This is a genomic window from Amycolatopsis sp. NPDC058278 (assembly GCF_042881395.1).
In the GTDB taxonomy this organism is placed as follows: Bacteria; Actinomycetota; Actinomycetes; order Mycobacteriales; family Pseudonocardiaceae; genus Amycolatopsis.
Genome location: NZ_JBHVXZ010000023.1, coordinates 26825 through 49025 on the forward strand (window position 1 = coordinate 26825; position 22201 = coordinate 49025).

The window sequence follows — 22201 nt, forward strand, 5'->3', positions numbered from 1 at the left end:
ACCTCTCTCTTCCGGTGGTCTGTTCTTTCCACCATGGAGAGGACCGCGGCCGCCGTGGGGCGGCCGCCCCACTTGCGACCCGGATGGCCTAGCGAGCGCCGTACGCGCCGCCGTTCACGTGCACGACCTGGCCCGTGAGGTGCGCGGCTCCCGGATCGGCCAGGAACCGCACGGTGTCCGCGATTTCTTCCGGACGGCCGGCCCGCTGGTTGAACGCCACGGAGATCCGCGAGCTCAGCCATTCGTCGGTCAGCGTGCCGTGGAAGAACTCCGTGTCGAGGACGACACCCGGCGCCACGACGTTGGCCGTTCCCCCGGCCCCCAGTTGCCGCGCCAGGTCGGTGTTCCACGCCTCGATCGCCGCCTTCGCCGCGCCGTACGAGCCTGAGCCCTGTTTCGCCGCGATGGAACCGAGAGTCACAACGCGCACGTTGTCCGCGAAGCGCGGCTTCAGCGCCGCGGTGACGAGCACGGCGGAGAGGACGTTCGCCTCGAAGTTCGCCTGCCACGCGTCGGCGAGGCCCTTCAGGTCGCCGGCCGCGGGCGCTTCCCGGACCCGGTCGGTGTTGCTGCCGGCGTTGTTGACCAGGACGTCCACCCGCGAAGGCAGCTCCGCCAGTGCGGCCTGCACCGCCGCCGGGTCGCTCGCGTCGAAGGCCACCGCCCGCGCGCCGATCTTCTCCGCCGCCGCTTCGAGGACGTCCTTGCGCCGCCCGGTGACGGTCACCCGCTCGCCCGCCGCCGCGAACCGGGCGGCGATCGCCAGCCCGATGCCGGTGCCGCCGCCGGTGACCACGATTTCCCGCTGTTCGCTCATGGCGTCATCTTCGCCGAGGAAAGTCCTTTCCCACCGGATTTTCCCGCCGAGTGGGACACGAACCCACTTCGTTAGGAAACTTTACGAATAGGTCTTGACGAGCCGTCACTCCCCGGCGAACCTGGACGCACGCCGCAGTCATCGTCCGCCCAGTCCCCTCGGAGGCAGCATGACCCGGCGCGCGCTCGTGCTCGTCGTGACCCTGTTCCTCGCCCTGGCCACCGCGCTGACCGGCGCGGGCACGGCGAGCGCGGCCACGACCCAGCCGACGTTCCTCACCTTCTACGGCTGGTGGGACAACACCCCGCCCGGCGGGGACATCTCCTACCCGCAGATCCACGACACCGCGGGCGGCAAAGGCACCTACGCCGACCCGATCACCTTCGCCACCAGCAGCGACGAACTCAAGCCCGGCACCAAGGTCTGGGTGCCGCGGGTGAAGAAGTACTTCATCATGGAGGACGGCTGCGACGAGTGTTCCGACGACTGGAACAGCCAGGGCCCGAACGGCGGCCCCGGCCTGCGCCACATCGACCTCTGGCTCGGCGGCAAGGGCGGCAGCGCCTTCGACGCGATCGACTGCGAAGACGCGCTCACGCACTACAACGCCGACAACACGCCGGTCATGGAACCGGTCGTCGTCGACCCGCCCTCGGACGAGCCGTACGACGCCACACCGATCTTCAACACGAGCACCGGTGCGTGCTGGGGCGGCGCGCGGCCGAACACCACGGCCGGCCAGTACCGCAACAACTCCACCGGCACCTGCCTGGCCGCCCCGGGCAGCGGCACCACGCTGAAAGTGGCGGCCTGCACCGGCGGCGCCGACCAGCGGTTCACCTTCCACGGCGCGTTCCTCGTGATCGACGACAAGTGCGCGGGCATCTCCGGCAGCTCGATCGTGCTGCAGACCTGCACCGGCGGCCCGGCCCAGCAGTGGTCGATCAACCCCGACGGGACCATCTCCGACATCCAGTCCAGCAGCAAGTGCTTCCGCGCCTCGGGCACCACGCTGACCGCGGGCAGCTGCTCCGGCACCGCCGCCCGCTGGACGTTCACGGCGGCCGCCACCTCGGGCTTGAGCGTGACGCCGTCCTCGGTGACGGTCGCGCCGGGCGGCTCGGCGACGGCCACCGTGGCCTCCACCGACGCTGTGTCGCTCTCCGCGAGCGGCGTTCCCGCGGGCGTGACCGTCTCCTTCTCCCCCACGTCGGTGCCCGCCGGCGGGACCTCGACCGTCACGGTCGCCGCCGCGGCCGGCGCGGCCCCCGGCTCGGCGACGATCACCCTCACCGGTGGGACGAAGACGGCTTCGCTGGGTGTCACGGTGACCGGCGGCCCGGAAGTGCTGCTGTCCCAGGGAAAACCGGCGACGGCGTCCTCCACCGAATCGTCCTCCTACCCGGCGAGCGCCGCCGTGGACGGCAACCTGACGAGCACGCGGTGGGCGTCCAAGGAGGGCACCGACCCGCAGTGGCTGCGCGTCGACCTCGGCGCGGCGAAGGCCGTCACGCACGTCAAGCTGAGCTGGGAAGCCGCGTACGGGAAGGCGTACAGCATCCAGACGTCGGCCGACGGCACGACCTGGACGACGATCTACAGCACCACGACGGGCAACGGCGGCACGGACGACCTCACCGGGCTGGCCGGCACCGGCCGGTACGTGCGGATGAACGGCGTCACGCGCGGCACGTCGTACGGCTACTCGCTGTACGAGCTACAGGTGTTCGGCACCGCCTGAGTTGCCATTCCGGCAACGAGGTTTGCCTTCTCAGGGACGTTGTCCGCATGCTCGGAGGACGTCCTTGAGGAGGAACCATGCCGCACGACCACCCGATGACCGTCGACGAGATGCTCAAGCAGGACTTCTGGGAAGCGATGTACCAGCGTGACGAGCACCGGATCTGGAGCGGGAACGTCAACGTCAACCTGCGCACCGAGGTCGAGGGCCTGAAACCCGGGCACGCCCTCGACCTCGGCAGCGGCGAAGGCGGCGACGCGATCTGGCTCGCGAAGCAGGGCTGGACGGTCGACGGCGTCGACATCTCGACCACCGCGCTCGCCCGCGCGGAAGAAGCCGGCGCCGAGGCGGGCGTGACGGTGAACTGGCTGCACCGCAACATCCTCGAGTGGCGGCCGCAAGCGCAGTACGACCTGGTCTCGGCGCAGTACATGCACCTCCCGCCGGACCTGCGCCGCGACGTCTTCACGGCGGCCGCGGCGGCGATCCGGCCCGGCGGTTCGCTGCTGGTGGTCGGGCACTCGCCGAAGGCCATGCGGGAGTTCGACGGCCAGAAGCCGCCGCAGGAGCTGTACTTCGAGCCCGAGGAGATCACCACCTACCTCGGCGACCCGTGGCAGTGGGTGGTCGAGACGTGCGAGACGCGCGGCGAGGGCCACCACACCGACGCCGTCTACCGCGCGCGGCGGCTCGAAGCGTGACGGAACGAGGGCCCGCTCACCTCCCCCGACGGAAGTGAGCGGGCCCTCGCCCCGGCTCAGGCGAGCTCGAGGCCGTAGGCCTGCAGCTCGAGGGTGAGCGGGTAGAAGTAGCTGGTCACGGTGTCGCCGCCGGACAGCGTGCCGAGGCCCTTCGAGCCGTCGTACGCCGGGCCGCCGGAGTCGCCGTGATCGGTGTGCGCGGTGGTGCCGAACTCGTGGTTGAGCACGCCGACGTCGAAGTTGACCGACTCGTCGACCGAGGTCACCTCACCGCTGCCGCCGCCGGTGGTCGAGCCCTGCTTCTGCATCTGCTCGCCGACGGTCGGCGTCGCCGCGCCGGTGATCTGCTGGCCGGTGTTGATCTGGCCGGGGCCGGTGCCGTTCGGGCGGGTCAGCAGGCCGGAGTCGGCCCCGGGGCAGTCGCTTTCGACGACCTGCGCGCCCGAGACGTCGCCACCGGACCAGGTGCCGCCGAGGTTGGTGCAGTGGCCCGCGGTGAGCAGGAACGGCGAGCCGCCGCGCGTCACGTTGAAGCCGAGCGAGCAGCGGCCCTGGCTGTTCTGGATCGCGTCGCCGCCGGAGATGTACAGCTCCAGCTTGCCGGTGCGGTGCTCGACGCGGACGCTGTCGCCGTACTGCGCGGCGGCCGCGGCGACCTTGCCGGCGGTCTCCTTGCTGGCCGCGTCGTAGACCTTCACCACGACCTGGTTGGTCTTGGTGTCGATGCCCCAGGCGGTCTGCGGCACGTTCTTCACCGCGTCCAGCTGGTTCTTGACGCCGGTGAGCGCGGCGAAGGTGTGCTTGACCTTCTTCGCGGTGAAGCCGGCGGCCTGCACCTGCTGCATCGCGGCGTCGTCGACGACGTTCACGACGGCCTTGCCGTTTTCGAGGTAAACGCCGCCGGACGCGGCGCCCAGTGCGTTCGCCACCTGGGTGGCACCGGTGATCGCGCGGGCCTGCAGCTCAGCGAAGGCCAGCGGGGCCGCGGTGGCCGCCGAGGCGCAAACGCCGCTGGTCAGCGCGGCGGCCGACAAGACGGCGAGGGTCTTGAAGGCGGTCTTCCGGGGAGTCATCAACTTCCTCCAGGGTGGGGCGTTCGAAGCCGGTGCCGACACTTTCGTTGCCAGGCAACCAACGCACTACCGACGAAGGTTGGTTAATAACCAAGGGATTCGGACATACCGCTCAGATCACCCGGACGGCCCAACGTTCGTAGGGCTTCCGGCCTACTCGCGCCGCCAGCGGACGTGGTCTTCGTACCCCGGGTTCTTCCTCAGGTAGCCGGCGATGAACGGGCAGACCGGCACGATCGTCCCGCCGTGGGCGACGACGTCGTCGAGCGCCCCCGCCGCCAGTACCTTGCCGAGGCCCTGCCCGGAGAAGGCGTCGTCGATCTCGGTGTGGGTGAACACCGTGAGGTCGCCGCGGCGGTCGTACTGGGCGATCCCCGCCAGCTTCTCGCCCGCCCACAGCTCGTAGCGGTCCTCGTCCGGGTTGTCGACCACCCGGTTTTCGTCGGTCATCTGCTCTCCTCGCTCGGGGACTTCCACCATCGTGCGACGGCCCGCCACCGCGCGCCGATCGGGCCGGAACGCCGCTGGGCCGGCCGGGGGAAGCGCTCGTCCCGTTCGTGTGCTTCCCGGCTGTTCCCCTTGGCGGACACCACGGCCGGCTGGTTGCCTCGCGGTGTGCCTGAACAGCCGTTCGTCCTCCCCGAGTTCTACATGCCCTACCCGGCGCGGCTGAACCCGCACCTGGACCGGGCGCGCGAGCACAGCAAGGCGTGGGCGCGCGAGCAGGACATGATCGACGTGCCGCAGCACGGCACGGTGATCTGGACCGAGCGCGACCTCGACTCCCACGACTACGCGCTGCTCTGCGCCTACACCCACCCCGACGCCGGCGCCGGCGAGCTCGACCTCATCACCGACTGGTACGTCTGGGTGTTCTACTTCGACGACCACTTCCTCGAGCTCTACAAGCGCACCGGCGACATCGACAGCGCACGCACCTACCTCGACCGGCTCGAGAAGTTCATGCCGGTCGAAGGGGACATCACCGCGACGCCGGAAAACCCGGTCGAGCGCGGCCTCACCGACCTGTGGAACCGGACGGTCCCGCACCGGTCGGCCGGCTGGCGGCGCCGGTTCGCCGACAGCACGAAGGCGCTGCTGGACGAGTCGCTGTGGGAGCTGGCCAACATCAACGAGGGCCGGCTGGCCAACCCGATCGAGTACGTCGAGATGCGGCGGAAGGTCGGCGGCGCACCGTGGTCGGCGAACCTGGTCGAGCACTCCGTGCACGCCGAGGTGCCCGACGCGATCGCCGCGTCCCGGCCGATGGAAGTGCTGCGCGACTGCTTCGCCGACGGCGTCCACCTGCGCAACGACCTGTTCTCCTACCAGCGCGAGGTGCAGGACGAGGGCGAGCTGTCCAACGGCGTGCTCGTGTTCGAGAAGTTCCTCGGGCTGGGCACGCAGGAGGCCGCCGACGCGGTCAACGACCTGATCACCTCCCGGCTGCACCAGTTCGAGCACACCGCGCTCACCGAGGTGCCCGAGCTGCTCGACGACCACTGCGTCGACCCGGCCGCGCGGGCGGCGACGTTCGCCTACGTCAAGGGCCTGCAGGACTGGCAGTCCGGTGGGCACGAATGGCACCTGCGGTCCAGCCGGTACATGAACGAAGGCGCCTTGGCCGACCGGGGCGGCCCGGACCTGGGCGGCGCGAACGGGCTGGGCACCTCGGCGGCACGCATCTTCGCGTCGGTGCTCGCCACCGCACCGCAACGGCTCCGGGCGTACGGTTCGACGCCGTTCCGCGCGGTGGACGTGCCGCGGCCGTCGATCGGCGTGCCGTTCCCGCTGCGGCTCAGCCCGCACCTCGCCGCGTGCCGGGTCCGCAACGTCGACTGGGCGCGGCGCACCGGCTTCCTCGACGGCGTGGTGTGGGACGAGCGGAAGCTGCGCGCCGCCGACCTGCCGCTGTGCGCGGCGGGCATCCACCCGGACGCGACGGCCGACGCCCTCGACGTCACCAGCGACTGGCTGACCTGGGGCACCTACGCCGACGACTACTACCCGGTGGTGTTCGGCGCGACGCGCGACCTCGCGGGTGCGAAGGCGGCCACTCTCCGCCTGTCGGCGTTCATGCCGGTGAACGATTCGCCGATGCCGACGCCGGCGACGGCGCTGGAAGCGGGCCTGGCCGACCTCTGGCCGCGGACCACGGCGGGCATGACCCCGGACAACCGGCGCACGGTGCGCCGCGCGGTCGAATCGATGACGTCGAGCTGGCTCTGGGAGCTGGCGAACCAGGCGCAGAACCGCATCCCGGACCCGATCGACTACGTCGAGATGCGGCGCCGGACGTTCGGTTCGGACCTCACGATGAGCCTCTCGCGGTTCTCGCACGGCCGTTCGGTGCCGCCCGCCCTGTACCGCACCCGGCCGGTGCAGGCGATCGAGCACTCGGCGACGGATGTGGCGTGCCTGATCAACGACCTGTACTCCTACCGCAAGGAGATCCAGTACGAAGGCGAGCTGCACAACGCGGTGCTGGTGGTGCGGAACTTCCTGGACTGCACCGAGGAGCGCGCGTTCGCGGTGGTGACCGACCTGCTGCACGCCCGGCTGGCGGAGTTCGAGCACGCGGCGGCGATCGAACTGCCGGCGCTGGTGCGCGACTACGCCATCGAGCCGGCCATCGAGGAGATGCTGCTCGGCTACGTCCAGGAGTTCCGCGACTGGATCGCCGGAATCCTGAACTGGCACGAGAACGTGGGCCGCTACACCGAGCCGGAGCTGCGCTACCACCCGGCGGCGGCTTCGGTGTTCGGCGGCCCGACCGGCATCGGCACGTCGTCGCTGCGCATCTCGTCCCTGCTCCCCGCGGGTCACTGAGCCGCGTTGCCCTGGCCACTCCGCCGGGCGTCCGGCGCCGGCGGAGGTGATACTCGGGGCGTGAGCGGCTTCAGCCTGCGATTCCTCGGCCATTCGACCATCCGCCTGGACCTCGGCGGCCGGGTCGTGCTGACCGATCCGGTGCTCACCGCGCGGGTCGGCGGGCTCGTCCGGGTCGTGCCCGTGCCGGCGCCCGAAAGCTACGCCGACGTCGACCTCGTCCTGCTTTCCCACCTGCACGGCGACCACCTGCACCTGCCGTCGCTGCGGCTGCTCGGCGAAGACACCCGGATCGTCGTGCCCCGCGGCGCCGGGACGTGGCTGCGCAGGAAGGGCTTCGAGCGCGTCGAGGAGATCTCGCCCGGGGAGACGCTCACCGACGGCGGCCTGACCGTCACCGCCACCGAAGCCGTCCACTCCGGACACCGGTGGGGGCCGCGCCTGACCCACGGACCGCAGAGCCCCGCGCTCGGGCACCTGATCGAAAGCGACGGCAAGCGGATCTACAACGCGGGCGACACCGACCTCTTCGACGGCATGCACGGCCTCGGCCCGGTCGACGTCGCCCTACTGCCCGTCTGGGGCTGGGGACCGAACCTCGGCCCCGGGCACCTCGATCCCGCCCGCGCCGCGCGGGCCGCCGGGCTGGTTCAAGCCCGGGCGGCCGTCCCCGTGCACTGGGGCACGCTCGCCCTCCCCGGCGTCAGGCGCACCGCCCGGATGCGGCGCCTGCTCGCCGATCCGCCGCGGGTGTTCGCCGCCGAAGTGAAAGCCGCCGGAGGGGCCACCGACGTCCTGTTCACCGAGCCCGGCGCCGACGTCGCCCTGCCCTCGCCGAAGGACCGCGCGTGAACTGGACCGACCCGGCCGCGATCGGGTACCCGGCCGTGTTCGGCGGCGTGCTGCTCGGGTCGATCATCCCGATCGTGCCGACCGGCGCGGTCGTCGGCGCCGCGGCCGCCGTCGCGACGACGACCGGCCACCTGTCCCTGCCGCTGGTGATCGTCCTCGCCACCCTCGGCGCCTACGTCGGCGACGTCGTGACGTTCGGGATCCCGCGCCTGGGCAGCGAAGCCGCGTTCCGCTGGATCAGCCGCCGCCAGCCCGCCGAACGGCTCGAGAAGGCCCGCGAGCAGTTCGCCCGCCGTGGCTGGCAGCTCGTGGTGATCGGCCGGCTCGTCCCGGCCGGCCGCATCCCGGTGCTGCTCGCCGCGGCCGCGTTGGGCTACCCGTGGCGGCGCCTGCTGCCCGCCGCGCTCGGCGCGTGCGTCCTCTGGGCGAGCGCGTACGCCCTGCTCGGCATCCTCAGCGGCGGCCTCTTCGACTCGCCCCTCGTCGCGACGCTGCTGGCGACGGTGCTCGTCCTGCTGGTCACCGTGCTGGCCAGCCTGATCGCCCGGTGGCGCCGCAAGACCCCGGCGGCGGCGCAAGACAAGGAGCCGGTGTGACGACGTCAGCGCCGAAGGGCAGGCTGCTGCGCGGCGGCCGGGCCGCCGCCCGCGCGGTGGGCGTGTGGATCGCGGTGACCGGCGCGCTGCGCCTGCTCGACGTGCTCCTTCCCGGGTTCCGGATGACGCACTGGTGGCAGCCGACGGTCTGCGCGCTGCTGCTCGGGCTGCTCGCCGCCGTGGTCTGGCCACTGGTCATGCGGATCGCCTACCCGCTGGCGTTCTTCACCTTCGGCGTCTTCGGGTTCCTGCTGCTGGGCGCCGGGACCCTCGCCGTGTTCCGGACCGTGCCCGGCGTCGAGGTCGCGGGGTTCCGGACCGCGGTGATCGTCACGCTCGGCATGGCCGCCGTCGGCGCGCTCATCTCGAGCCTGCTCGCCGTCGACGAAGACGAGATCTTCTTCCGCCGCGCCGCCCGGCGCCGCCGCCGGCACAGCCTCGCCGCCAAGGCCGCGGACCAGCCACCGGGCGTGCTGTTCCTGCAGATCGACGGCCTCGGCTACGACACCGTCCGCCGCGCGATCCGCGACGGCGACATGCCGACCTTCGCCGCGTGGCTCGCCGAGGACAGCCACACGCTCACCCGGTGGCACACCGACTGGAGCTCGCAGACCGGGGCGAGCGTCTGCGGCATCCTGCACGGCTCCAACCACGACATCCTCGGCTTCCGCTGGTACGAAAAGGACCGCGACCACGTGATGGCGTGCGCGCACCCGGCCGACGCGGCCGAGATCGAGCGGCGGCACTCCGACGGGCGCGGCCTCCTGTCCGGCGACGGCACGAGCCGCGGCAACCTGTTCTCCGGCGACGCCGCCCACGTCAGCCTCACCATGAGCTCGATCCCGGTGCTGGTCCCGAAAAGGCTGCTGCGCCGGCACCGCGACCGGTTCGGCGCGGGCTATTACGCCTACTTCGCGAACCCGGTCAACGCGCTGCGCACGTTCGCCGTCGCGCTCGTCGACGTCTTCCGCGAAATCAGCGCGTCGGTGCGGCAGCGCCGCGCCGGCGTGGTGCCGCGGATCCCGCGCGGCGGCTGGTATCCCCTGGCCCGGCCGGGCACGACGGTGATCGCGCGCGACGTCGTCGTCTCCGCGATCCTCGGCGACATGCTGGCCGGGCGGCCGGTCGTGTACGCGGACTTCCTCGGCTACGACGAGGTCGCGCACCACTCCGGCATCGAGCGGTTCGACACGCTGTCGGTGCTGCGCTCGATCGACCAGCAGATCGCGCGGCTGCACCGGGCGAGCCGGCTGGCTCCGCGCCGCTACCACGTCGTGGCGCTGTCGGACCACGGCCAGACCCAGGGCCAGGCGTTCTCGCAGCGGTTCGGCGAGACGATCGAGGCGTACATCGGCCGGTTGTGCGGTGGTTCGCCGTCGCCGACGGCGGCGTCTTCGGGGAAGCGGCGCCAGGCCGAGAGCTGGCAGATCAACGCGGCCCTGGCCGAGGCGACGAAGAGCGGCGGCCTGATCGCGCGCCGGCTGCGCGCCCGCGTCGAGGACGCGGAGTGCGCCGAGGACCGCCCGCGCACGACGTCCGGCTCTCCGGGCGCGGTCACCCGCGTGGCGCCCGGCGTGGTGGTGGTCGTGTCCGGGCACCTCGCGATGGTGTCGTTCACCGAGCACGAAGGCCGCGTCGAGCTGGAGACGATCGAGCGGGAGTTCCCGGACCTGCTGCCGTCCCTGGTGGACCACCCCGGCGCCGGCTTCCTGCTGGTCCGCAGCCGCGAGTTCGGCCCGGTGGTCCTGGGCCGCGACGGCCTGCACCGCTTGAAAACGGGCGTCGTCATCGGCGAGGACCCGCTGGCGCCGTACGGCCCGCACGCCGCGGGCCTGATCCGCCGGGTGGACACGTTCCCGCACTGCGCGGACGTGATGATCAACAGCCGCTACGACCCGGATTCGGACCAGGCGTCGCCGTTCGAGACGCACGTGGGCTCGCACGGCGGCCTCGGCGGGCCGCAGCAGCGCGGTTTCGTGGTGCACCCGCGCGAGCTGCGGGTCACGGGCGAGGTCGTCGGGGCGGAGGCCCTGCACCGGGTGTTCCGCGGCTGGCTGACAGAGTTGGGCCACGCCGAGCCGGCGGGTGCCGGGGCCTCGGTTTCGGAGGTGGTGGCGTGAAACTGCTGCGGGACCTGCCGCTGGGGACGCGAGTCGTGGTGCGCTACCGCATCGAGGGCGGCTTCACCGACGCGCTCGGCGATTTGGTGGCGCGCGACGAGGACTCCTGCACGGTGGAAACCCGGCGCGGGCCGGTCGTGGTGGCGTTCGACGCCGTCGCGCTGGCCAAGCCGGTGCCCCCGCCGCCGGTGCGGAAACCCGGTGGCGGTCCGCCGCCGGCTTTGTGACCATCGGAGGCGTGTTCGAGGACTTGGTGGCCGAAGCGGCGGCGGTGTCCGTTGACGGCTGGGACTTCTCCTGGCTCGACGGCCGGGCCACCGAGGCCCGCCCTTCATGGGGCTACCAGCGCCTCTTGGGCTCCCGTCTCGGTGTCGCGCAGGCGGCGCTCGACCTGGAAACCGGCGGCGGCGAAGTCCTCGGCGGCTGCCCCGCCCTGCCGCCGCTGATGGCCGCGACCGAGTCCTGGCCACCGAACATCGCGAAGGCATCGGCTCGGCTGCGGCCCCGCAGGGTCCGGATCGTGGCCACCGCCGGCTTCCCCTTCCGCGACGCCGTGTTCGACCTCGTCAGCAGCCGCCACCCCGTGACGACTTCGTGGTCCGAAATCGCCCGCGTCCTGCGCTCCGGCGGAACGTACTTTTCCCAGCAGGTCGGCCCGGCGAGCGTGTTCGAGCTGGTGGAGTTCTTCCTCGGCCCGCAGCCTGACGAAGGCCGCAACAGCCGCCACCCGGACCACGCCGTGGCGGCGGCCACCCGCGCGGGCCTGGAGGTCGTCGACCTGCGCTCGGAATCGCTGCGCACGGAGTTCTTCGACATCGGCGCGGTGGTGTACTTCCTGCGCAAGGTGATCTGGATGGTCCCGGGGTTCACGGTGGAGCGGTACCGGGACAAGCTGCGGCAGCTGCACGAGAAGATCGACCGCGACGGCCCGTTCGTCGCCCACACGACCCGGTTCCTCATCGAGGCCCGGAAGCCTTGACGATCGCCGCCTCGACGCCGCGCTGGTCGCCTGTACGAGGAGCTCAGGTCACCTTCCAATGCCTCCTCCTCATCATTTGATCTCCTGCCTACCCTCGTTCTGCAACCGCGAAATCTCTTCGTGCGCCGTGAACTGGACTTCGCCGAGCGCATCAATAGCCGAGTCGGCGAAGCGTAGCTCGATTTCACACGCCTCACCCTGCTTCTTTTCAAGCGCAGCACCATGCAGAAGACCCTGGTACCGCTGAAGCTCATCGGTGGCTGCACCGACCACCTTTGCCATCTCCGAAGAGCCTTGCACCTGCACCAATGCCTGAGCCCCCATGGCGCGTGACCTCGCGACCAGCAAGTCCACCGCGGATGGCTGCGCCGCATCCTTGCCAGTCAAATCATCGTGCCAGGCGACCAGGACATTCATCCAGTTCCAGAGCGCGACTACCGCCTCGGTGTACGCCGCGGTCCGCTTGTCGGCGATGCGATCTTGACGCCCCCATTTCTGCTTGATCTTTTCCTTTTTGAGATCGCGCCACCCGGAGATCAATTGCGCCCCCCAGGCGGCAGCGAGCGTCGCTATTACCGTTAACCAAGTCGGGGTCATGAGGAGCGAGGGTACAGCCAGGAAATTCGACAATCAACATCATCAAGAAACTTGGTTTCAGTGGATCGAAAACCGCACATCAAGCGCGGTCCTCGAACCTCAGCCCGAAGCCTTGACGATCGCCGCCTCGACGCCGTCCAGCACCAACTCCAACCCCGCCTCGAACGACAGCCGCGCCTCCCGCTCGAGGTAAGGCTCATCGGAACCCGACGCCTCGTACTCACCCTCCTCCCCCAACCGGGCCACCGTCGGGAACCGGGCCGGCAGATCCGGTGCCAGCTCCCCCAGCAGCGCCGACCGCGCGGACCACCAGTCCTCTTCGGACTGTCCCGTCTCGTGGGCCGCCTGGCGGGACTCCGCCGCCGCCTGGACCGAGCCGCGGACGATGTTGAACAACGCGGCCACCACCCACCGCACGCGGGACAACGGCAGCCCGGTCGACGCCAGGACGGAAAGCAGCGTCTCCTGGACGTGGAACTCCCCCGGCCCCAGCACCGGCCGCGCGGGCGAGACCTGCAGCAGCCACGGGTGCCGCAGGTGCAGGTCCCACAGCGAACCGGCCAAGGCCAGCGCCGCCGGGCGCCAACCGGAAGAGACCGGGAACGACGCGGGCAGCTCGCCCAGCGTCCGGTCGTACATGAGGTCGACCAGCTCGGTCTTGCCCGGCACGTAGGTGTACAACGCCATCGCCGTGCGGCCGAGGCGCTCCCCGACCGCGCGCATCGACAGCGCCGCCATGCCCTCGGCGTCCGCGATCTCGATCGCCGCCGCGACGATCGCCTCGACGGACAAGCCCGGCTTGGGCCCCGGGCCGGTGCGCGGCGCCACCACGCGCGGCCCCCACAGCAGTTCCATGGACCGGCGGGCGTCGCCCTGGCCCGCGAAGACGACCACCTTGCCGACTCCTTACACCATAAAGTAATGTACGATGGACAATCACTTTACAGCCTAAAGTATCAAGAAGGACGGTATGACCTCACCCAGGCGGGCCGCCGACACCCACGACGTGATCGAGGTCCGGGGAGCCCGGGAGAACAACCTGACCGGCATCGACCTCGACATCCCGAAGCGCCGGCTCACGGTGTTCACCGGCGTCTCCGGCTCCGGCAAGTCGTCCCTGGTCTTCGGCACCATCGCGGCCGAGTCCCAGCGGCTGATCAACGAGACCTACAGCGCCTTCCTCCAGTCCTTCATGCCGAGCTTGTCCCGCCCGGACGTCGACCTGCTGGAGAACCTGAGCGCGGCCATCGTCGTCGACCAGGAGCGGATGGGGGCCAACTCGCGCTCCACGGTCGGCACCGCGACCGACGCCTACGCGATGCTGCGGATCGCTTTCTCGCGGCTCGGCGAACCCCACGTCGGCACGTCCGGCGCGTTCAGCTTCAACCTGCCCGAGGGCATGTGCCCGGCCTGCGAAGGCCTCGGCCGGGTGTCCGACCTCGACGTCCACGCCCTGCTCGACTTCGACCGCTCGCTCAACGAAGGCGCGGTGCTCGTCCCCGGCTGGACGCCGGACAACTGGTACGTGCAGATCTACGCGTCTTCCGGCTTCTTCGACCCGGACGCCAGGATCCGCGACTTCACGCCCGAGCAGCTCGACGACCTGCTGCACAAGGGTCCGTGCAAGGTGAAGGTCGGCAAGCAGAACCTCACCTACGAAGGCCTCGCGGTGAAGGTCAAGCGGCTCTACCTGCAGAAGGACACCGAGACGCTGCAGTCGCACCTGCGTGCGTTCGTCGAGAAGGCCGCCACGTTCAAGACCTGCGGCGAGTGCGGCGGTGCCCGGCTCAACCAGGCCGCACTGTCGGCCGAGATCGAGGGCCGGAACATCGCCGACTGCGCCGCGATGCAGATCAGCGACCTCGCCGAGTTCGTCCGGAGCCTCGACGCGCCGTCGATCCGGCCGCTGCTGGGCAACCTGCGCGACACCCTCGACTCGCTCGTCGAGATCGGCCTCGGCTACCTCTCGCTCGACCGCGAGTCCGCGACGCTCTCGGGCGGCGAGGCGCAGCGCGTGAAGATGGTGCGCCACCTAGGGTCCAGCCTCACCGACGTCACCTACGTCTTCGACGAGCCGACCGTCGGTCTGCACCCGCACGACATCGAGCGGATGAACAACCTGCTGCTCTGCCTGCGGGACAAGGGGAACACGATCCTGGTCGTCGAGCACAAGCCGGAGACCATCCGGATCGCCGACCACGTCGTCGACCTCGGCCCCGGCGCGGGCACCGTGGGCGGGCGGCTCTGCTACACCGGCAGCGTCGACGGCCTGCGCGCGTCCGGCACGCTCACCGGCCGCCACCTCGACCACCGGGTCACGCTTCGCGCGCAACCCCGCACTCCGGCCGGGCACGTCTCGATCACCGGCGCGAAGCTGCACAACCTGCGTGACGTCAGCGTCGACGTCCCGCTCGGCGTGCTGACCGTGGTCACCGGGGTGGCCGGGTCCGGGAAGTCGTCGCTGATCCACGGCTCGCTGGCCAACCGCGACGGCGTCGTCGTGGTCGACCAGTCGGCGATCCGCGGGTCCCGGCGCTCCAATCCGGCGACCTACACCGGCCTGCTCGACCCGATCCGGACGGCGTTCGCCAAGGCCAACGGCGTCAAGGCGAGCCTGTTCAGCGCCAACTCCGAGGGCGCCTGCCCGGGGTGCAAGGGCCTCGGCGTGATCTACACGGACTTGGCGATGATGGCCGGCGTCGCGTCGGTCTGCGAAGAGTGCGAGGGAAAGCGGTTCACGCCCAAGGTGCTCACCTTCGAGCTGCGCGGCAAGAACATCAGCGAGGTCCTGGCGATGTCCGTCGCCGAAGCCCGGGAGTTCTTCGCCACGGGCAACGCGCGGACGGTCCTCGACCGGCTCGCCGACGTCGGCCTCGGCTACCTGACGCTCGGGCAGCCGCTGACCACGCTTTCCGGCGGCGAGCGGCAGCGGCTCAAGCTGGCGATCCGGATGGCGGAGAAGGGCTCGACGTACATCCTCGACGAGCCGACGACCGGGTTGCACCTCGCCGACGTCGACCAGCTGCTCGCGTTGCTCGACCGGATCGTCGACGCCGGCAACACGGTGATCGTCATCGAGCACCACCAGGCCGTGATGGCCCACGCCGACTGGCTGATCGACCTCGGCCCCGGCGCCGGCCACGACGGCGGCCGGGTCGTCTTCGAAGGCACACCGGCCGCGCTCGGGGCCGACGCCTCCACCCTCACCGCCCGGCACCTGCGCGAATACCTGGGGAAGCCGTGAAGCCCACCGGTCTGCTCGAAGTGACGGGGGTGCGGCCCGTGACCCCGCGCACCGTGCGCGTCACGTTCACCGGCGACGGCCTCGGCGAGCTCGAGCCGTGGCCGGACCAGCAGCTCAAGCTCCTGTTCCCGCCACCGGGCCGCCCGGTGCGGCTGCCGTCGGCCGACGACGACGTCATGCGCTGGTACCAGGCGTACCTGGCGATCCCCGAGGACGAGCGCCCGGTGATGCGCAGCTACACCGTGCGCGGGCGCGATCCGGGCCGGGCGGCGATCGACGTCGACTTCGTGCTGCACCCCGGTCCGGCGGGACCGGCCACGGCGTGGGCGATCCGAGCCGCGCCGGGTGACGTCCTCGGCCGCTACGGCCCGGACGCGGCCTACCGCCGCCCACTGTCCACAGCGGACACGCTGCTGTGCGCGGGCGACGAGACGGCGATCCCCGCCATGGCATCGATTCTGTCCGAAGTGGACAACGCCGTGGTGTTCGTCGAGGTCGCGGACGCGGCGGAGGAGCAGCCGCTGCCCGGCGATGTGCACTGGCTGCACCGGGACGGTGCCGGGCACGGCAGCACGCTGGTCGAAGCCGTGCGCACCGCGAAGCTCCCCGCCGGTTCGGTGGCGGCGTGGCTGGCCGGCGAGGCTTCGACGGTCCGGGCGTTGCGCCGCCACCTCGTCGGCGAGCGCGGCTGGGCCAAGAGCGTCATCGAGTTCACCGGCTACTGGCGGCGCAGCCTGACCCAGGACGACGCCCCGACGCCGGATGACCTGGCCGACGCGGCGGAAAAGCTGGAAGACTCCACGGGGTGGAAGGGGAACTGACGGCCGCGGGCATCGACCCGGCTTCGGTGGTGTCGGCCGAGGACCTCGGCGGCGGAACGTACAACCGCGCCGTCCGGTTGCGGCTGGCGGACGGACGGCGGCTGGTCCTCAAGATCGCGCCGTCCGCGCCCGGCCTCACCTACGAGCACGATCTGCTGGCGACGGAGGCGGAGTACTACCGCCTGGCTTCCGGGCCGCTGCCGTCGGTGGTGGGTGCGGGGCCGGGGTTCCTGCTGATGACGGAGGTGCCGGGCGAGCCGTGGAACCGGACGCCCGGCACCGGCCCGCACCTGCGCACGGAACTGGGCGCGATCGTGGCGGGCCTGCACGAGACGACCGGCGACGGGTTCGGCTACCCCCAGGACCCGCTGCACCCGACGTGGCCGGCGGCGTTCGCGGCGATGGTGGACGCGGTGCTCGCGGACGCCGTCCGGTACGGCGTGCACCTCCCCCGCCCGGCGGCGGAGATCGCCCACCTCGTCCGCCGCCACGAGCCGCTGCTGGAGCTGGTCACGACGCCGGTGCTGGTCCACTTCGACCTGTGGAAGGGCAACATCCTGCTCGACGGCGACCGGGTGTCGGGCATCATCGACGCCGAGCGAGCGTTCTGGGGCGACCCGGTGGCGGAGTTCGTGTCGCTGACGCTGCTCCACGACCTGGACGCACCCCTGCTGGAGGGCTACGGCCGGGCCCGCTTCGACGCACCGGCTCGCCGGCGGCTGACGTTGTACCGGGTGTACCTGGGCTTGATCATGCTGGTGGAGATGGTGCCGCGGAAGGACACGAACGCCGACCGGGAGCGATTCGTCTCGGCGTGGCTGGCGGAGAACCTCGACGCGGCCCAGCGGGCGTTGTAATCACGTCGCATATCTGCCAGCCCGCGCCACCCGCGCCCGGTTAAGGTCGCGGGCATGCCGAGCCGCGACATCGTCGAGAACGCCTGGAAAGCCTTCGCCAGCCACGACGCGGACCGGATTCCCGCCGTCTTCACCGAGGACGCCGAATGGCTGGCGCCGCCGGGCAACGCCACCGCGCTCGACGGGCTCATCCACCGCGTCCGCGAGTACATGGACACCGCCCGCGGTCACCGCATGGTTTTCGGCGAGACGACCTGAGCACGCGCTCTCGGTGGAGCAGCCGCCGGCCTGGTGAACTCGATACCGTGGCCTCCGTGCGCTCCGAAATCGTGGTCCCGCTGGTCATCCGCGACCTCACCGAAGCCGACCTGCCCGAATGCGGCTGGTCGGGCTCCCGGCTGCACCTCGAACACGTGGCCCGGGAGCTCCGCCGGGACGACGCCGACTACCTCGTCGCGTGCGCGGCGCGGTCCGGGCTGCCCGTCGGCAAAGGACTGATCGACTACCGGAAGGCAGCCGGGGCGGGCACCATCGGGCAGCTGGCCGTGCACCCGGCGCTGCAGTCGTGCGGGATCGGCACCGCTCTGGGACGAAGAAGCTCCCGACGGCTCGATCCGCCGCTACGAGACCACCTGCGTCCTCATGCGAAAGGCGATCACGCGAAGACCAGCGACACCAGCTCGTCCACGAACGGCTCCACCAGCTCCGCCCCCGTCCGGTTGAGCACGCTGTGGAACAACGCCACCCGCCCGTGCGCGCCCACGAACACGACCGCCGCCGCGCGGCCCGGGGTCACCCGCAGCGGGTGACCGGCCTCGACGCAGCGCTCGAAGCCCGCGGCCAGCCGGTCGATCACGTCCAGCAGCGGGCCCTCCGCGCGGGCGTCCGGGTCCGGCCGCGAGGCTCCGTTGGCCAGCATCAGGCGATAATGGCCCGGATTCTCCATGGCGAACACGCAGTACGCGTGAATCTGCGCCCGGACCCGGCCGACGACGTCGGTTTCGCCGAGTGACTCCTCCGCCGCGCGCATCGAATCCCGCAGCCGAGCGTATTCGTGGTCGAGCAATCCGCGGACCAATTCCGCACGATCGGAGAAATGCTGGTAGATGCTCGCCGGGGCGATGCCGACGGCCCGGGCGACGCCGCGGATCGTCAGCCCGTCCTCGCCGCCGAGCTCGGCGAGCAACCGGCCGGCCGCGGCCAGGATCTCGCCGCGCAACCGTTCGCCTTCGCCCCAGCGGTTTCTCGTTCGGCCCATTCCGGCTTCGCCGTGTTCCGCCACCCGCCTATTCATACGCCCGCGGCAGGCACCGCCGTATTCCGGGGTCCGGAAAACGCCTTCAGGAAACCAGTGCGGGGTACAGCCCGGCGAGATCACCGGAGAGCCCGGCCCGCACGTTCCGGCTGACGTCGTCGGCGAGCACCTCGAAACGGCCTTCCTCGACGCCGTCCAAAGCGAGCCCCGCCACGACCGCCGGGTCGATCTTCGGGCCGTCGACGTGCTTGGCCATGTCGGTGTCCATGTACCCGACGTGCAGCGCCGTCACCTGCGTCTTCTGGGGCGCCAGTTCCTGGCGCAGCGCGTTGGTCAGCGACCAGGCCGCGGACTTCGCCGCGGAGTACGCCGCCACCTGCGGGGCGGTGAACCAGGAAAGCACCGACAGCACGTTGAGCACCGCGCCACCGCCGTTGCGCTCGAGGACCGGCGCGAACTCGCGCGTCACCGCCAGCGTGCCGAAGTAGTGCGTGTCCATCTCCAGCCGGATGTCCTCGATGGACCCGCCCAGCAAGGACGCCCCGGTCGACGAACCGGCGTTGTTCACCAGCAGCGTGACGTCGCCCGCCACGGCAGCGGCTTCCCGGATGGACTCCGGATCGGTCACGTCGAGACGCAGCGGGACCACCCCCGGCAGGTCGATCGACTCGGGATTCCGCGCCGCGGCGTAGACCTTGGCCGCGCCCCGCTCCAGCAGCGCCGCCGCGAACCGCCGGCCCAGGCCCCGGTTCGCTCCGGTGACCAGCGCCACCGCACCCGTGATGTCCATGACGAACTCCTCTCACACCTGACTTGCTCATTGCAAGCTAGCTGTTCCCGACCCTACGGGGTAAACTTGCTCCCAGCAAGTCAGGTCGAAGGGATCACACGATGAGCCGTCGCATCACCTGGGCGGACGCCGCCTGCCCGATCGCCCGCGCCGCCGACGTCCTCGGCGAGCCGTGGACGCTGCTGATCCTGCGCAACGCCACCGCGGGCACCACCCGGTTCGAGGACTTCCGCACCCAGCTCGGCATCGCCGACAACGTGCTGACCACCCGGCTGGCCAAGCTCGTCGACCGCGGCCTGCTGACGAAGCTGCCCTACCGCGACGGCGGCCGCACCCGCCACGAGTACCGCCTCACCCAGGCCGGCTCGGACGCCCTGCCGGTGCTGCACGCCCTCGGCGCGTGGGGTGACACGCACACGGCATCGGAAGCCGGCCCCGGCCCGATGACGCTGGTCCACACCCGCTGCGGGCAGCTCACCCGGCCGGGCGCGAAGTGCGACGCCTGCGGGAAACCCCTGGCCAGGGGCGATCTCGCGTGGCGCGGATCTTGGCTCGGCGAGGGCGAAATCCCCCTGGCGGATCCGGTCGGCTGAGCCGCAGGGCCTCAAGCCGCCCCGAGGCGGCCTTGGAGCGCTAGGTTCGGGGCATGCTCACCACGCTGGCCGTCGAGAACTACCGCTCGCTGCGAGACCTGGTGCTGCCGCTGTCCGGCCTGACCGTCGTCACCGGGCCGAACGGCAGCGGCAAGTCGAGCCTGTACCGGGCCCTGCGGTTGCTGGCGGACGCCTCACGCAACGGTGCCGTGGCGGCGCTGGCGCGAGAAGGCGGACTGCCGTCGACGCTGTGGGCCGGCCCGGAGAACGGCGTGCGACGGGGGACGACGCGGGTTCAGGGCAAGGTGCACACGAAGGCCGTCGGGCTGCGGCTCGGCTTCGCGGGCGACGAGTTCGGCTACGCGCTGGACTTGGGGCTGCCCGTCCCGGGCAGAGGGACGCTGTTCAACCTCGACCCGGAGTTCAAGCGGGAGGCGGTGTGGTCGGGGCCGTACCTCCGGCCGGCGGCGTTGCTGGCGGACCGGGCGGGGCCGTCGGTGCGCACGCGTGTTTCTTCCGGGGCGTGGGGTGACGACCGGTTCAAGATCCGGCTGACGGACAGCATGCTGAGCGAGTTCGCGGATCCGCGGGCGTGCCCGGAGCTGCTGGTGCTGCGGGAGCGCATCCGGTCGTGGCGGTTCTACGACCACTTCCGCACGGACGCGGACTCCCCGGCCCGCCAGTCCCGCGTCGGCACCCGCACCCCGGTGCTGTCCCACGACGGCGCCGACCTCGCGGCGGCCCTGCAGACGATCATCGAGGTGGGCCGCGAAGCGGACCTCGCGGAAGCGGTCGACGCGGCGTTCCCCGGCTCGGCCTTGGAGGTGCGCTCCCAGGACGGTCTGCTGTCGGTCGAGTTCCGCCAGCACGGCCTGTTGCGGCCGCTGTCGGCGGCGGAACTGTCGGACGGCACGCTGCGGTTCCTGCTGTGGGTGGCGGCCCTGCTGACCCCGCGCCCACCGGAGCTGCTGGTGCTGAACGAGCCCGAGACCAGCCTCCACCCGGACCTCCTCCCGGCGCTGGCGGTTTTGATCGCGACGGCGGCGAAGGAGACTCAGCTCGTGGTGGTGTCCCACGCCCAGCCCCTGATCCGCGCCCTCGCGGAGGTGGCCGACGTGGGCACGGTCGAGCTGGAGAAGGAGTACGGCGAGACGAAGGTGGCCGGCCAGGGCCGGCTGGACCGTCCGTCGTGGCACTGGCCGGCCCGCTGACCGGTCAGCGGCCGCGGGTGCTTTCGCGGATCTCCAGCGCGAACGGCGTCTGGATGTCCTGCGGCGGGGACGTCTTGTCTCCCGTGATCCGGCGGTGCACGAGGTCCACCGCCGCCTCGGCCAGTGCCGTCTTGTCCGGCGCGATCGTCGTCAGCGACGGCAGCGAGAATGCGCTCTCTTCGTTGTTGTCGAACCCCACGATCGCCACGTCCTCCGGCACCCGCAGCCCCAGCTCGGCCACCGCGCGCAGCGCGCCGACGGCCAGCAGGTCGTTGAAGCAGAACACCGCGTCCGGCGGCGAAGGCAGCGCCAGCAACGACTTCATCGCCGCCGAGCCCACCGACCGGTGCCACTTCTCCGCCGGGGCCACCAAAGTGTCCGAATAGGACAAACCGGCCTCCGCGAGCGCCGACCGGTACCCGGCCAGCCGCTGCGACGACGTCCCGCGCTCCGGGTTGCGCCCGATCGCCGCGATGCGCTTGCGGCCCAGTGCGGCCAGGTGCGACACCGCCGTGCGCGCCGCCAGGACGTTGTCGATCGCCACGTGGTCGATCGGCACGTCCACTGCGTGCTCACCCAGCATGACCAGCGGGATTCCGCCCGGATCGGTCGGGAAGTCCGGCGCCTCCAGTGCTTCCGGGTGCACCAGGGCGCCGTCGACCAGGTGGGGCCCCAGCGACGAAAGCGTCTCCCGCTCCCGTGACCGCGTCCCCTGCGTCTGTTCGATCAGGACGCTCCAGCCGCGCTTCTGCGCCGCGGTGATCACCAGGCCGGCCAGCTCGCCGAAGTACGGGATCGACAGCTCCGGCACCATCAGCGCCAGGAACCCGGTGCGGCCGCGGCGGAGGTTGCGGGCTCCGACGTTCGGCCGGTACCCGGTCGCCGCCAGGGCTTCCTCGACGCGCCGGCGGTTCTCCGGCTTGACGAAGGCGTAGCCGTTCACGACGTTCGACACCGTCTTCACCGAAACTCCGGCAAGCGTGGCGACGTCCTTGAGCGTCACGGTCACAGGCGGTCCCTTCAGAGAGTGAGCACGAAGTGTAGCGAGCGGCCGCCGGTTTACAACGTTGTTCCAACGATGTAAAAAGTACCTCAAGGCTCCCGTGGTGACCCCGATCACCCCGG

The 22201-nt window shown here is 71.2% G+C and carries 22 protein-coding genes; 14 read left to right on the plus strand and 8 right to left on the minus strand.

Annotation, left to right across the window (positions count from 1 at the left end; genetic code table 11):
• Positions 1-88 precede the first annotated feature (88 nt).
• Complete coding sequence (locus tag ACFVYA_RS14580) at positions 89-817, minus strand: SDR family oxidoreductase (RefSeq protein ID WP_387045161.1); 729 nt, start codon at positions 815-817, stop codon at positions 89-91.
• 169 nt (positions 818-986) lie between these two features.
• Between ACFVYA_RS14580 and ACFVYA_RS14585 the strand changes: the two genes are divergently transcribed.
• Together ACFVYA_RS14585 and ACFVYA_RS14590 are read left to right on the plus strand one after the other, a co-directional pair.
• A complete protein-coding gene (locus ACFVYA_RS14585; protein WP_387045163.1) occupies positions 987-2558 on the plus strand; it encodes a discoidin domain-containing protein in 1572 nt (523 codons plus the stop codon).
• A 77-nt stretch (positions 2559-2635) separates the two neighbouring features.
• Entirely contained in the window at positions 2636-3259 is a 624-nt protein-coding gene (locus tag ACFVYA_RS14590; RefSeq protein WP_387045164.1) for an SAM-dependent methyltransferase, read from the plus strand.
• 56 nt (positions 3260-3315) lie between these two features.
• Here ACFVYA_RS14590 and ACFVYA_RS14595 read toward each other — a convergent pair whose 3' ends face one another.
• Both ACFVYA_RS14595 and ACFVYA_RS14600 read right to left on the minus strand, forming a co-directional pair.
• Positions 3316-4332, minus strand: a complete 1017-nt coding sequence (locus tag ACFVYA_RS14595; RefSeq protein ID WP_387045166.1) for a S1 family peptidase — start codon at positions 4330-4332, stop codon at positions 3316-3318.
• Positions 4333-4485: 153 nt separating this feature from the next.
• Complete coding sequence (locus tag ACFVYA_RS14600) at positions 4486-4782, minus strand: GNAT family N-acetyltransferase (RefSeq protein WP_387045168.1); 297 nt, start codon at positions 4780-4782, stop codon at positions 4486-4488.
• A 201-nt stretch (positions 4783-4983) separates the two neighbouring features.
• Between ACFVYA_RS14600 and ACFVYA_RS14605 the strand changes: the two genes are divergently transcribed.
• Genes ACFVYA_RS14605 through ACFVYA_RS14630 form a run of 6 tightly spaced genes read left to right on the plus strand, consistent with a single transcriptional unit; the run spans position 4984 to position 11708 of the window.
• Positions 4984-7161, plus strand: a complete 2178-nt coding sequence (locus tag ACFVYA_RS14605; protein WP_387045279.1) for a germacradienol/geosmin synthase — start codon at positions 4984-4986, stop codon at positions 7159-7161.
• A 60-nt stretch (positions 7162-7221) separates the two neighbouring features.
• On the plus strand, positions 7222-8013 hold the full coding sequence (locus ACFVYA_RS14610) for an MBL fold metallo-hydrolase (protein WP_387045170.1): 792 nt from the start codon (positions 7222-7224) through the stop codon (positions 8011-8013).
• Positions 8010-8609, plus strand: a complete 600-nt coding sequence (locus ACFVYA_RS14615) for a DedA family protein (RefSeq protein WP_285988676.1) — start codon at positions 8010-8012, stop codon at positions 8607-8609. Before ACFVYA_RS14610 ends, ACFVYA_RS14615 begins: the two co-directional genes overlap by 4 nt.
• A complete protein-coding gene (locus tag ACFVYA_RS14620; protein ID WP_387045172.1) occupies positions 8606-10729 on the plus strand; it encodes a phage holin family protein in 2124 nt (707 codons plus the stop codon). The genes ACFVYA_RS14615 and ACFVYA_RS14620 overlap by 4 nt, the downstream gene beginning before the upstream one ends.
• The gene (locus tag ACFVYA_RS14625) at positions 10726-10956 is read left to right on the plus strand and encodes a ferrous iron transport protein A (RefSeq protein WP_285988675.1); all 231 of its coding nucleotides are present in this window, start codon (positions 10726-10728) and stop codon (positions 10954-10956) included. Before ACFVYA_RS14620 ends, ACFVYA_RS14625 begins: the two co-directional genes overlap by 4 nt.
• Positions 10953-11708 (plus strand): methyltransferase domain-containing protein, encoded by a 756-nt coding sequence (locus tag ACFVYA_RS14630; RefSeq protein ID WP_387045174.1) that lies wholly within the window; start codon positions 10953-10955, stop codon positions 11706-11708. Before ACFVYA_RS14625 ends, ACFVYA_RS14630 begins: the two co-directional genes overlap by 4 nt.
• Before the next feature lie 72 nt (positions 11709-11780).
• Here ACFVYA_RS14630 and ACFVYA_RS14635 read toward each other — a convergent pair whose 3' ends face one another.
• Complete coding sequence (locus ACFVYA_RS14635) at positions 11781-12305, minus strand: hypothetical protein (protein ID WP_387045176.1); 525 nt, start codon at positions 12303-12305, stop codon at positions 11781-11783.
• Positions 12306-12404: 99 nt separating this feature from the next.
• The gene (locus ACFVYA_RS14640) at positions 12405-13199 is read right to left on the minus strand and encodes a TetR/AcrR family transcriptional regulator (protein ID WP_387045178.1); all 795 of its coding nucleotides are present in this window, start codon (positions 13197-13199) and stop codon (positions 12405-12407) included.
• 76 nt (positions 13200-13275) lie between these two features.
• Between ACFVYA_RS14640 and ACFVYA_RS14645 the strand changes: the two genes are divergently transcribed.
• From ACFVYA_RS14645 to ACFVYA_RS14660, 4 genes are read left to right on the plus strand one after another with little or no spacing between them, the layout of a single operon-like run.
• Positions 13276-15549, plus strand: a complete 2274-nt coding sequence (locus ACFVYA_RS14645) for an ATP-binding cassette domain-containing protein (protein WP_387045181.1) — start codon at positions 13276-13278, stop codon at positions 15547-15549.
• A complete protein-coding gene (locus tag ACFVYA_RS14650; protein ID WP_387045183.1) occupies positions 15546-16370 on the plus strand; it encodes a siderophore-interacting protein in 825 nt (274 codons plus the stop codon). The genes ACFVYA_RS14645 and ACFVYA_RS14650 overlap by 4 nt, the downstream gene beginning before the upstream one ends.
• A complete protein-coding gene (locus ACFVYA_RS14655; protein WP_387045185.1) occupies positions 16355-17227 on the plus strand; it encodes a phosphotransferase family protein in 873 nt (290 codons plus the stop codon). Before ACFVYA_RS14650 ends, ACFVYA_RS14655 begins: the two co-directional genes overlap by 16 nt.
• 54 nt (positions 17228-17281) lie before the next feature.
• Positions 17282-17485: a hypothetical protein gene (locus ACFVYA_RS14660; RefSeq protein WP_387045187.1), complete on the plus strand. Its 204-nt coding sequence runs from the start codon at positions 17282-17284 to the stop codon at positions 17483-17485.
• A 397-nt stretch (positions 17486-17882) separates the two neighbouring features.
• Here the strand turns inward: ACFVYA_RS14660 and ACFVYA_RS14665 are convergent, their stop codons facing one another.
• Both ACFVYA_RS14665 and ACFVYA_RS14670 read right to left on the minus strand, forming a co-directional pair.
• The gene (locus ACFVYA_RS14665) at positions 17883-18485 is read right to left on the minus strand and encodes a TetR/AcrR family transcriptional regulator (RefSeq protein ID WP_285988669.1); all 603 of its coding nucleotides are present in this window, start codon (positions 18483-18485) and stop codon (positions 17883-17885) included.
• A gap of 82 nt (positions 18486-18567) precedes the next feature.
• On the minus strand, positions 18568-19272 hold the full coding sequence (locus ACFVYA_RS14670) for an SDR family oxidoreductase (RefSeq protein WP_387045189.1): 705 nt from the start codon (positions 19270-19272) through the stop codon (positions 18568-18570).
• Between the two features lie 101 nt (positions 19273-19373).
• Here ACFVYA_RS14670 and ACFVYA_RS14675 point away from each other — a divergent pair, with 101 nt between their 5' ends.
• Positions 19374-19865 carry a winged helix-turn-helix transcriptional regulator gene (locus ACFVYA_RS14675; protein WP_387045191.1) on the plus strand — a complete coding sequence of 164 codons (492 nt, stop codon included), beginning with the start codon at positions 19374-19376 and terminating at the stop codon, positions 19863-19865.
• 53 nt (positions 19866-19918) lie between these two features.
• Entirely contained in the window at positions 19919-21076 is a 1158-nt protein-coding gene (locus ACFVYA_RS14680) for an AAA family ATPase (RefSeq protein WP_285988666.1), read from the plus strand.
• A gap of 4 nt (positions 21077-21080) precedes the next feature.
• Here ACFVYA_RS14680 and ACFVYA_RS14685 read toward each other — a convergent pair whose 3' ends face one another.
• Positions 21081-22085 carry a LacI family DNA-binding transcriptional regulator gene (locus ACFVYA_RS14685; protein WP_387045193.1) on the minus strand — a complete coding sequence of 335 codons (1005 nt, stop codon included), beginning with the start codon at positions 22083-22085 and terminating at the stop codon, positions 21081-21083.
• Between the last annotated feature and the right edge of the window lie 116 nt (positions 22086-22201).

Bases quoted from the DNA above. Each gene is read 5' to 3' on its own strand.
- ACFVYA_RS14600 (WP_387045168.1), bottom strand. From the start codon at position 4,782: ATGACCGACGAAAACCGGGTGGTCGACAACCCGGACGAGGACCGCTAC.
- ACFVYA_RS14645 (WP_387045181.1), top strand. From the start codon at position 13,276: ATGACCTCACCCAGGCGGGCCGCCGACACCCACGACGTGATCGAGGTC.
- ACFVYA_RS14670 (WP_387045189.1), bottom strand. From the start codon at position 19,272: ATGGACATCACGGGTGCGGTGGCGCTGGTCACCGGAGCGAACCGGGGC.
- ACFVYA_RS14660 (WP_387045187.1), top strand. From the start codon at position 17,282: ATGCCGAGCCGCGACATCGTCGAGAACGCCTGGAAAGCCTTCGCCAGC.
- ACFVYA_RS14595 (WP_387045166.1), bottom strand. From the start codon at position 4,332: ATGACTCCCCGGAAGACCGCCTTCAAGACCCTCGCCGTCTTGTCGGCC.
- ACFVYA_RS14675 (WP_387045191.1), top strand. From the start codon at position 19,374: ATGAGCCGTCGCATCACCTGGGCGGACGCCGCCTGCCCGATCGCCCGC.
- ACFVYA_RS14665 (WP_285988669.1), bottom strand. From the start codon at position 18,485: ATGGGCCGAACGAGAAACCGCTGGGGCGAAGGCGAACGGTTGCGCGGC.
- ACFVYA_RS14585 (WP_387045163.1), top strand. From the start codon at position 987: ATGACCCGGCGCGCGCTCGTGCTCGTCGTGACCCTGTTCCTCGCCCTG.
- ACFVYA_RS14580 (WP_387045161.1), bottom strand. From the start codon at position 817: ATGAGCGAACAGCGGGAAATCGTGGTCACCGGCGGCGGCACCGGCATC.
- ACFVYA_RS14605 (WP_387045279.1), top strand. From the start codon at position 4,984: ATGCCCTACCCGGCGCGGCTGAACCCGCACCTGGACCGGGCGCGCGAG.
- ACFVYA_RS14680 (WP_285988666.1), top strand. From the start codon at position 19,919: ATGCTCACCACGCTGGCCGTCGAGAACTACCGCTCGCTGCGAGACCTG.
- ACFVYA_RS14635 (WP_387045176.1), bottom strand. From the start codon at position 12,305: ATGACCCCGACTTGGTTAACGGTAATAGCGACGCTCGCTGCCGCCTGG.
- ACFVYA_RS14590 (WP_387045164.1), top strand. From the start codon at position 2,636: ATGCCGCACGACCACCCGATGACCGTCGACGAGATGCTCAAGCAGGAC.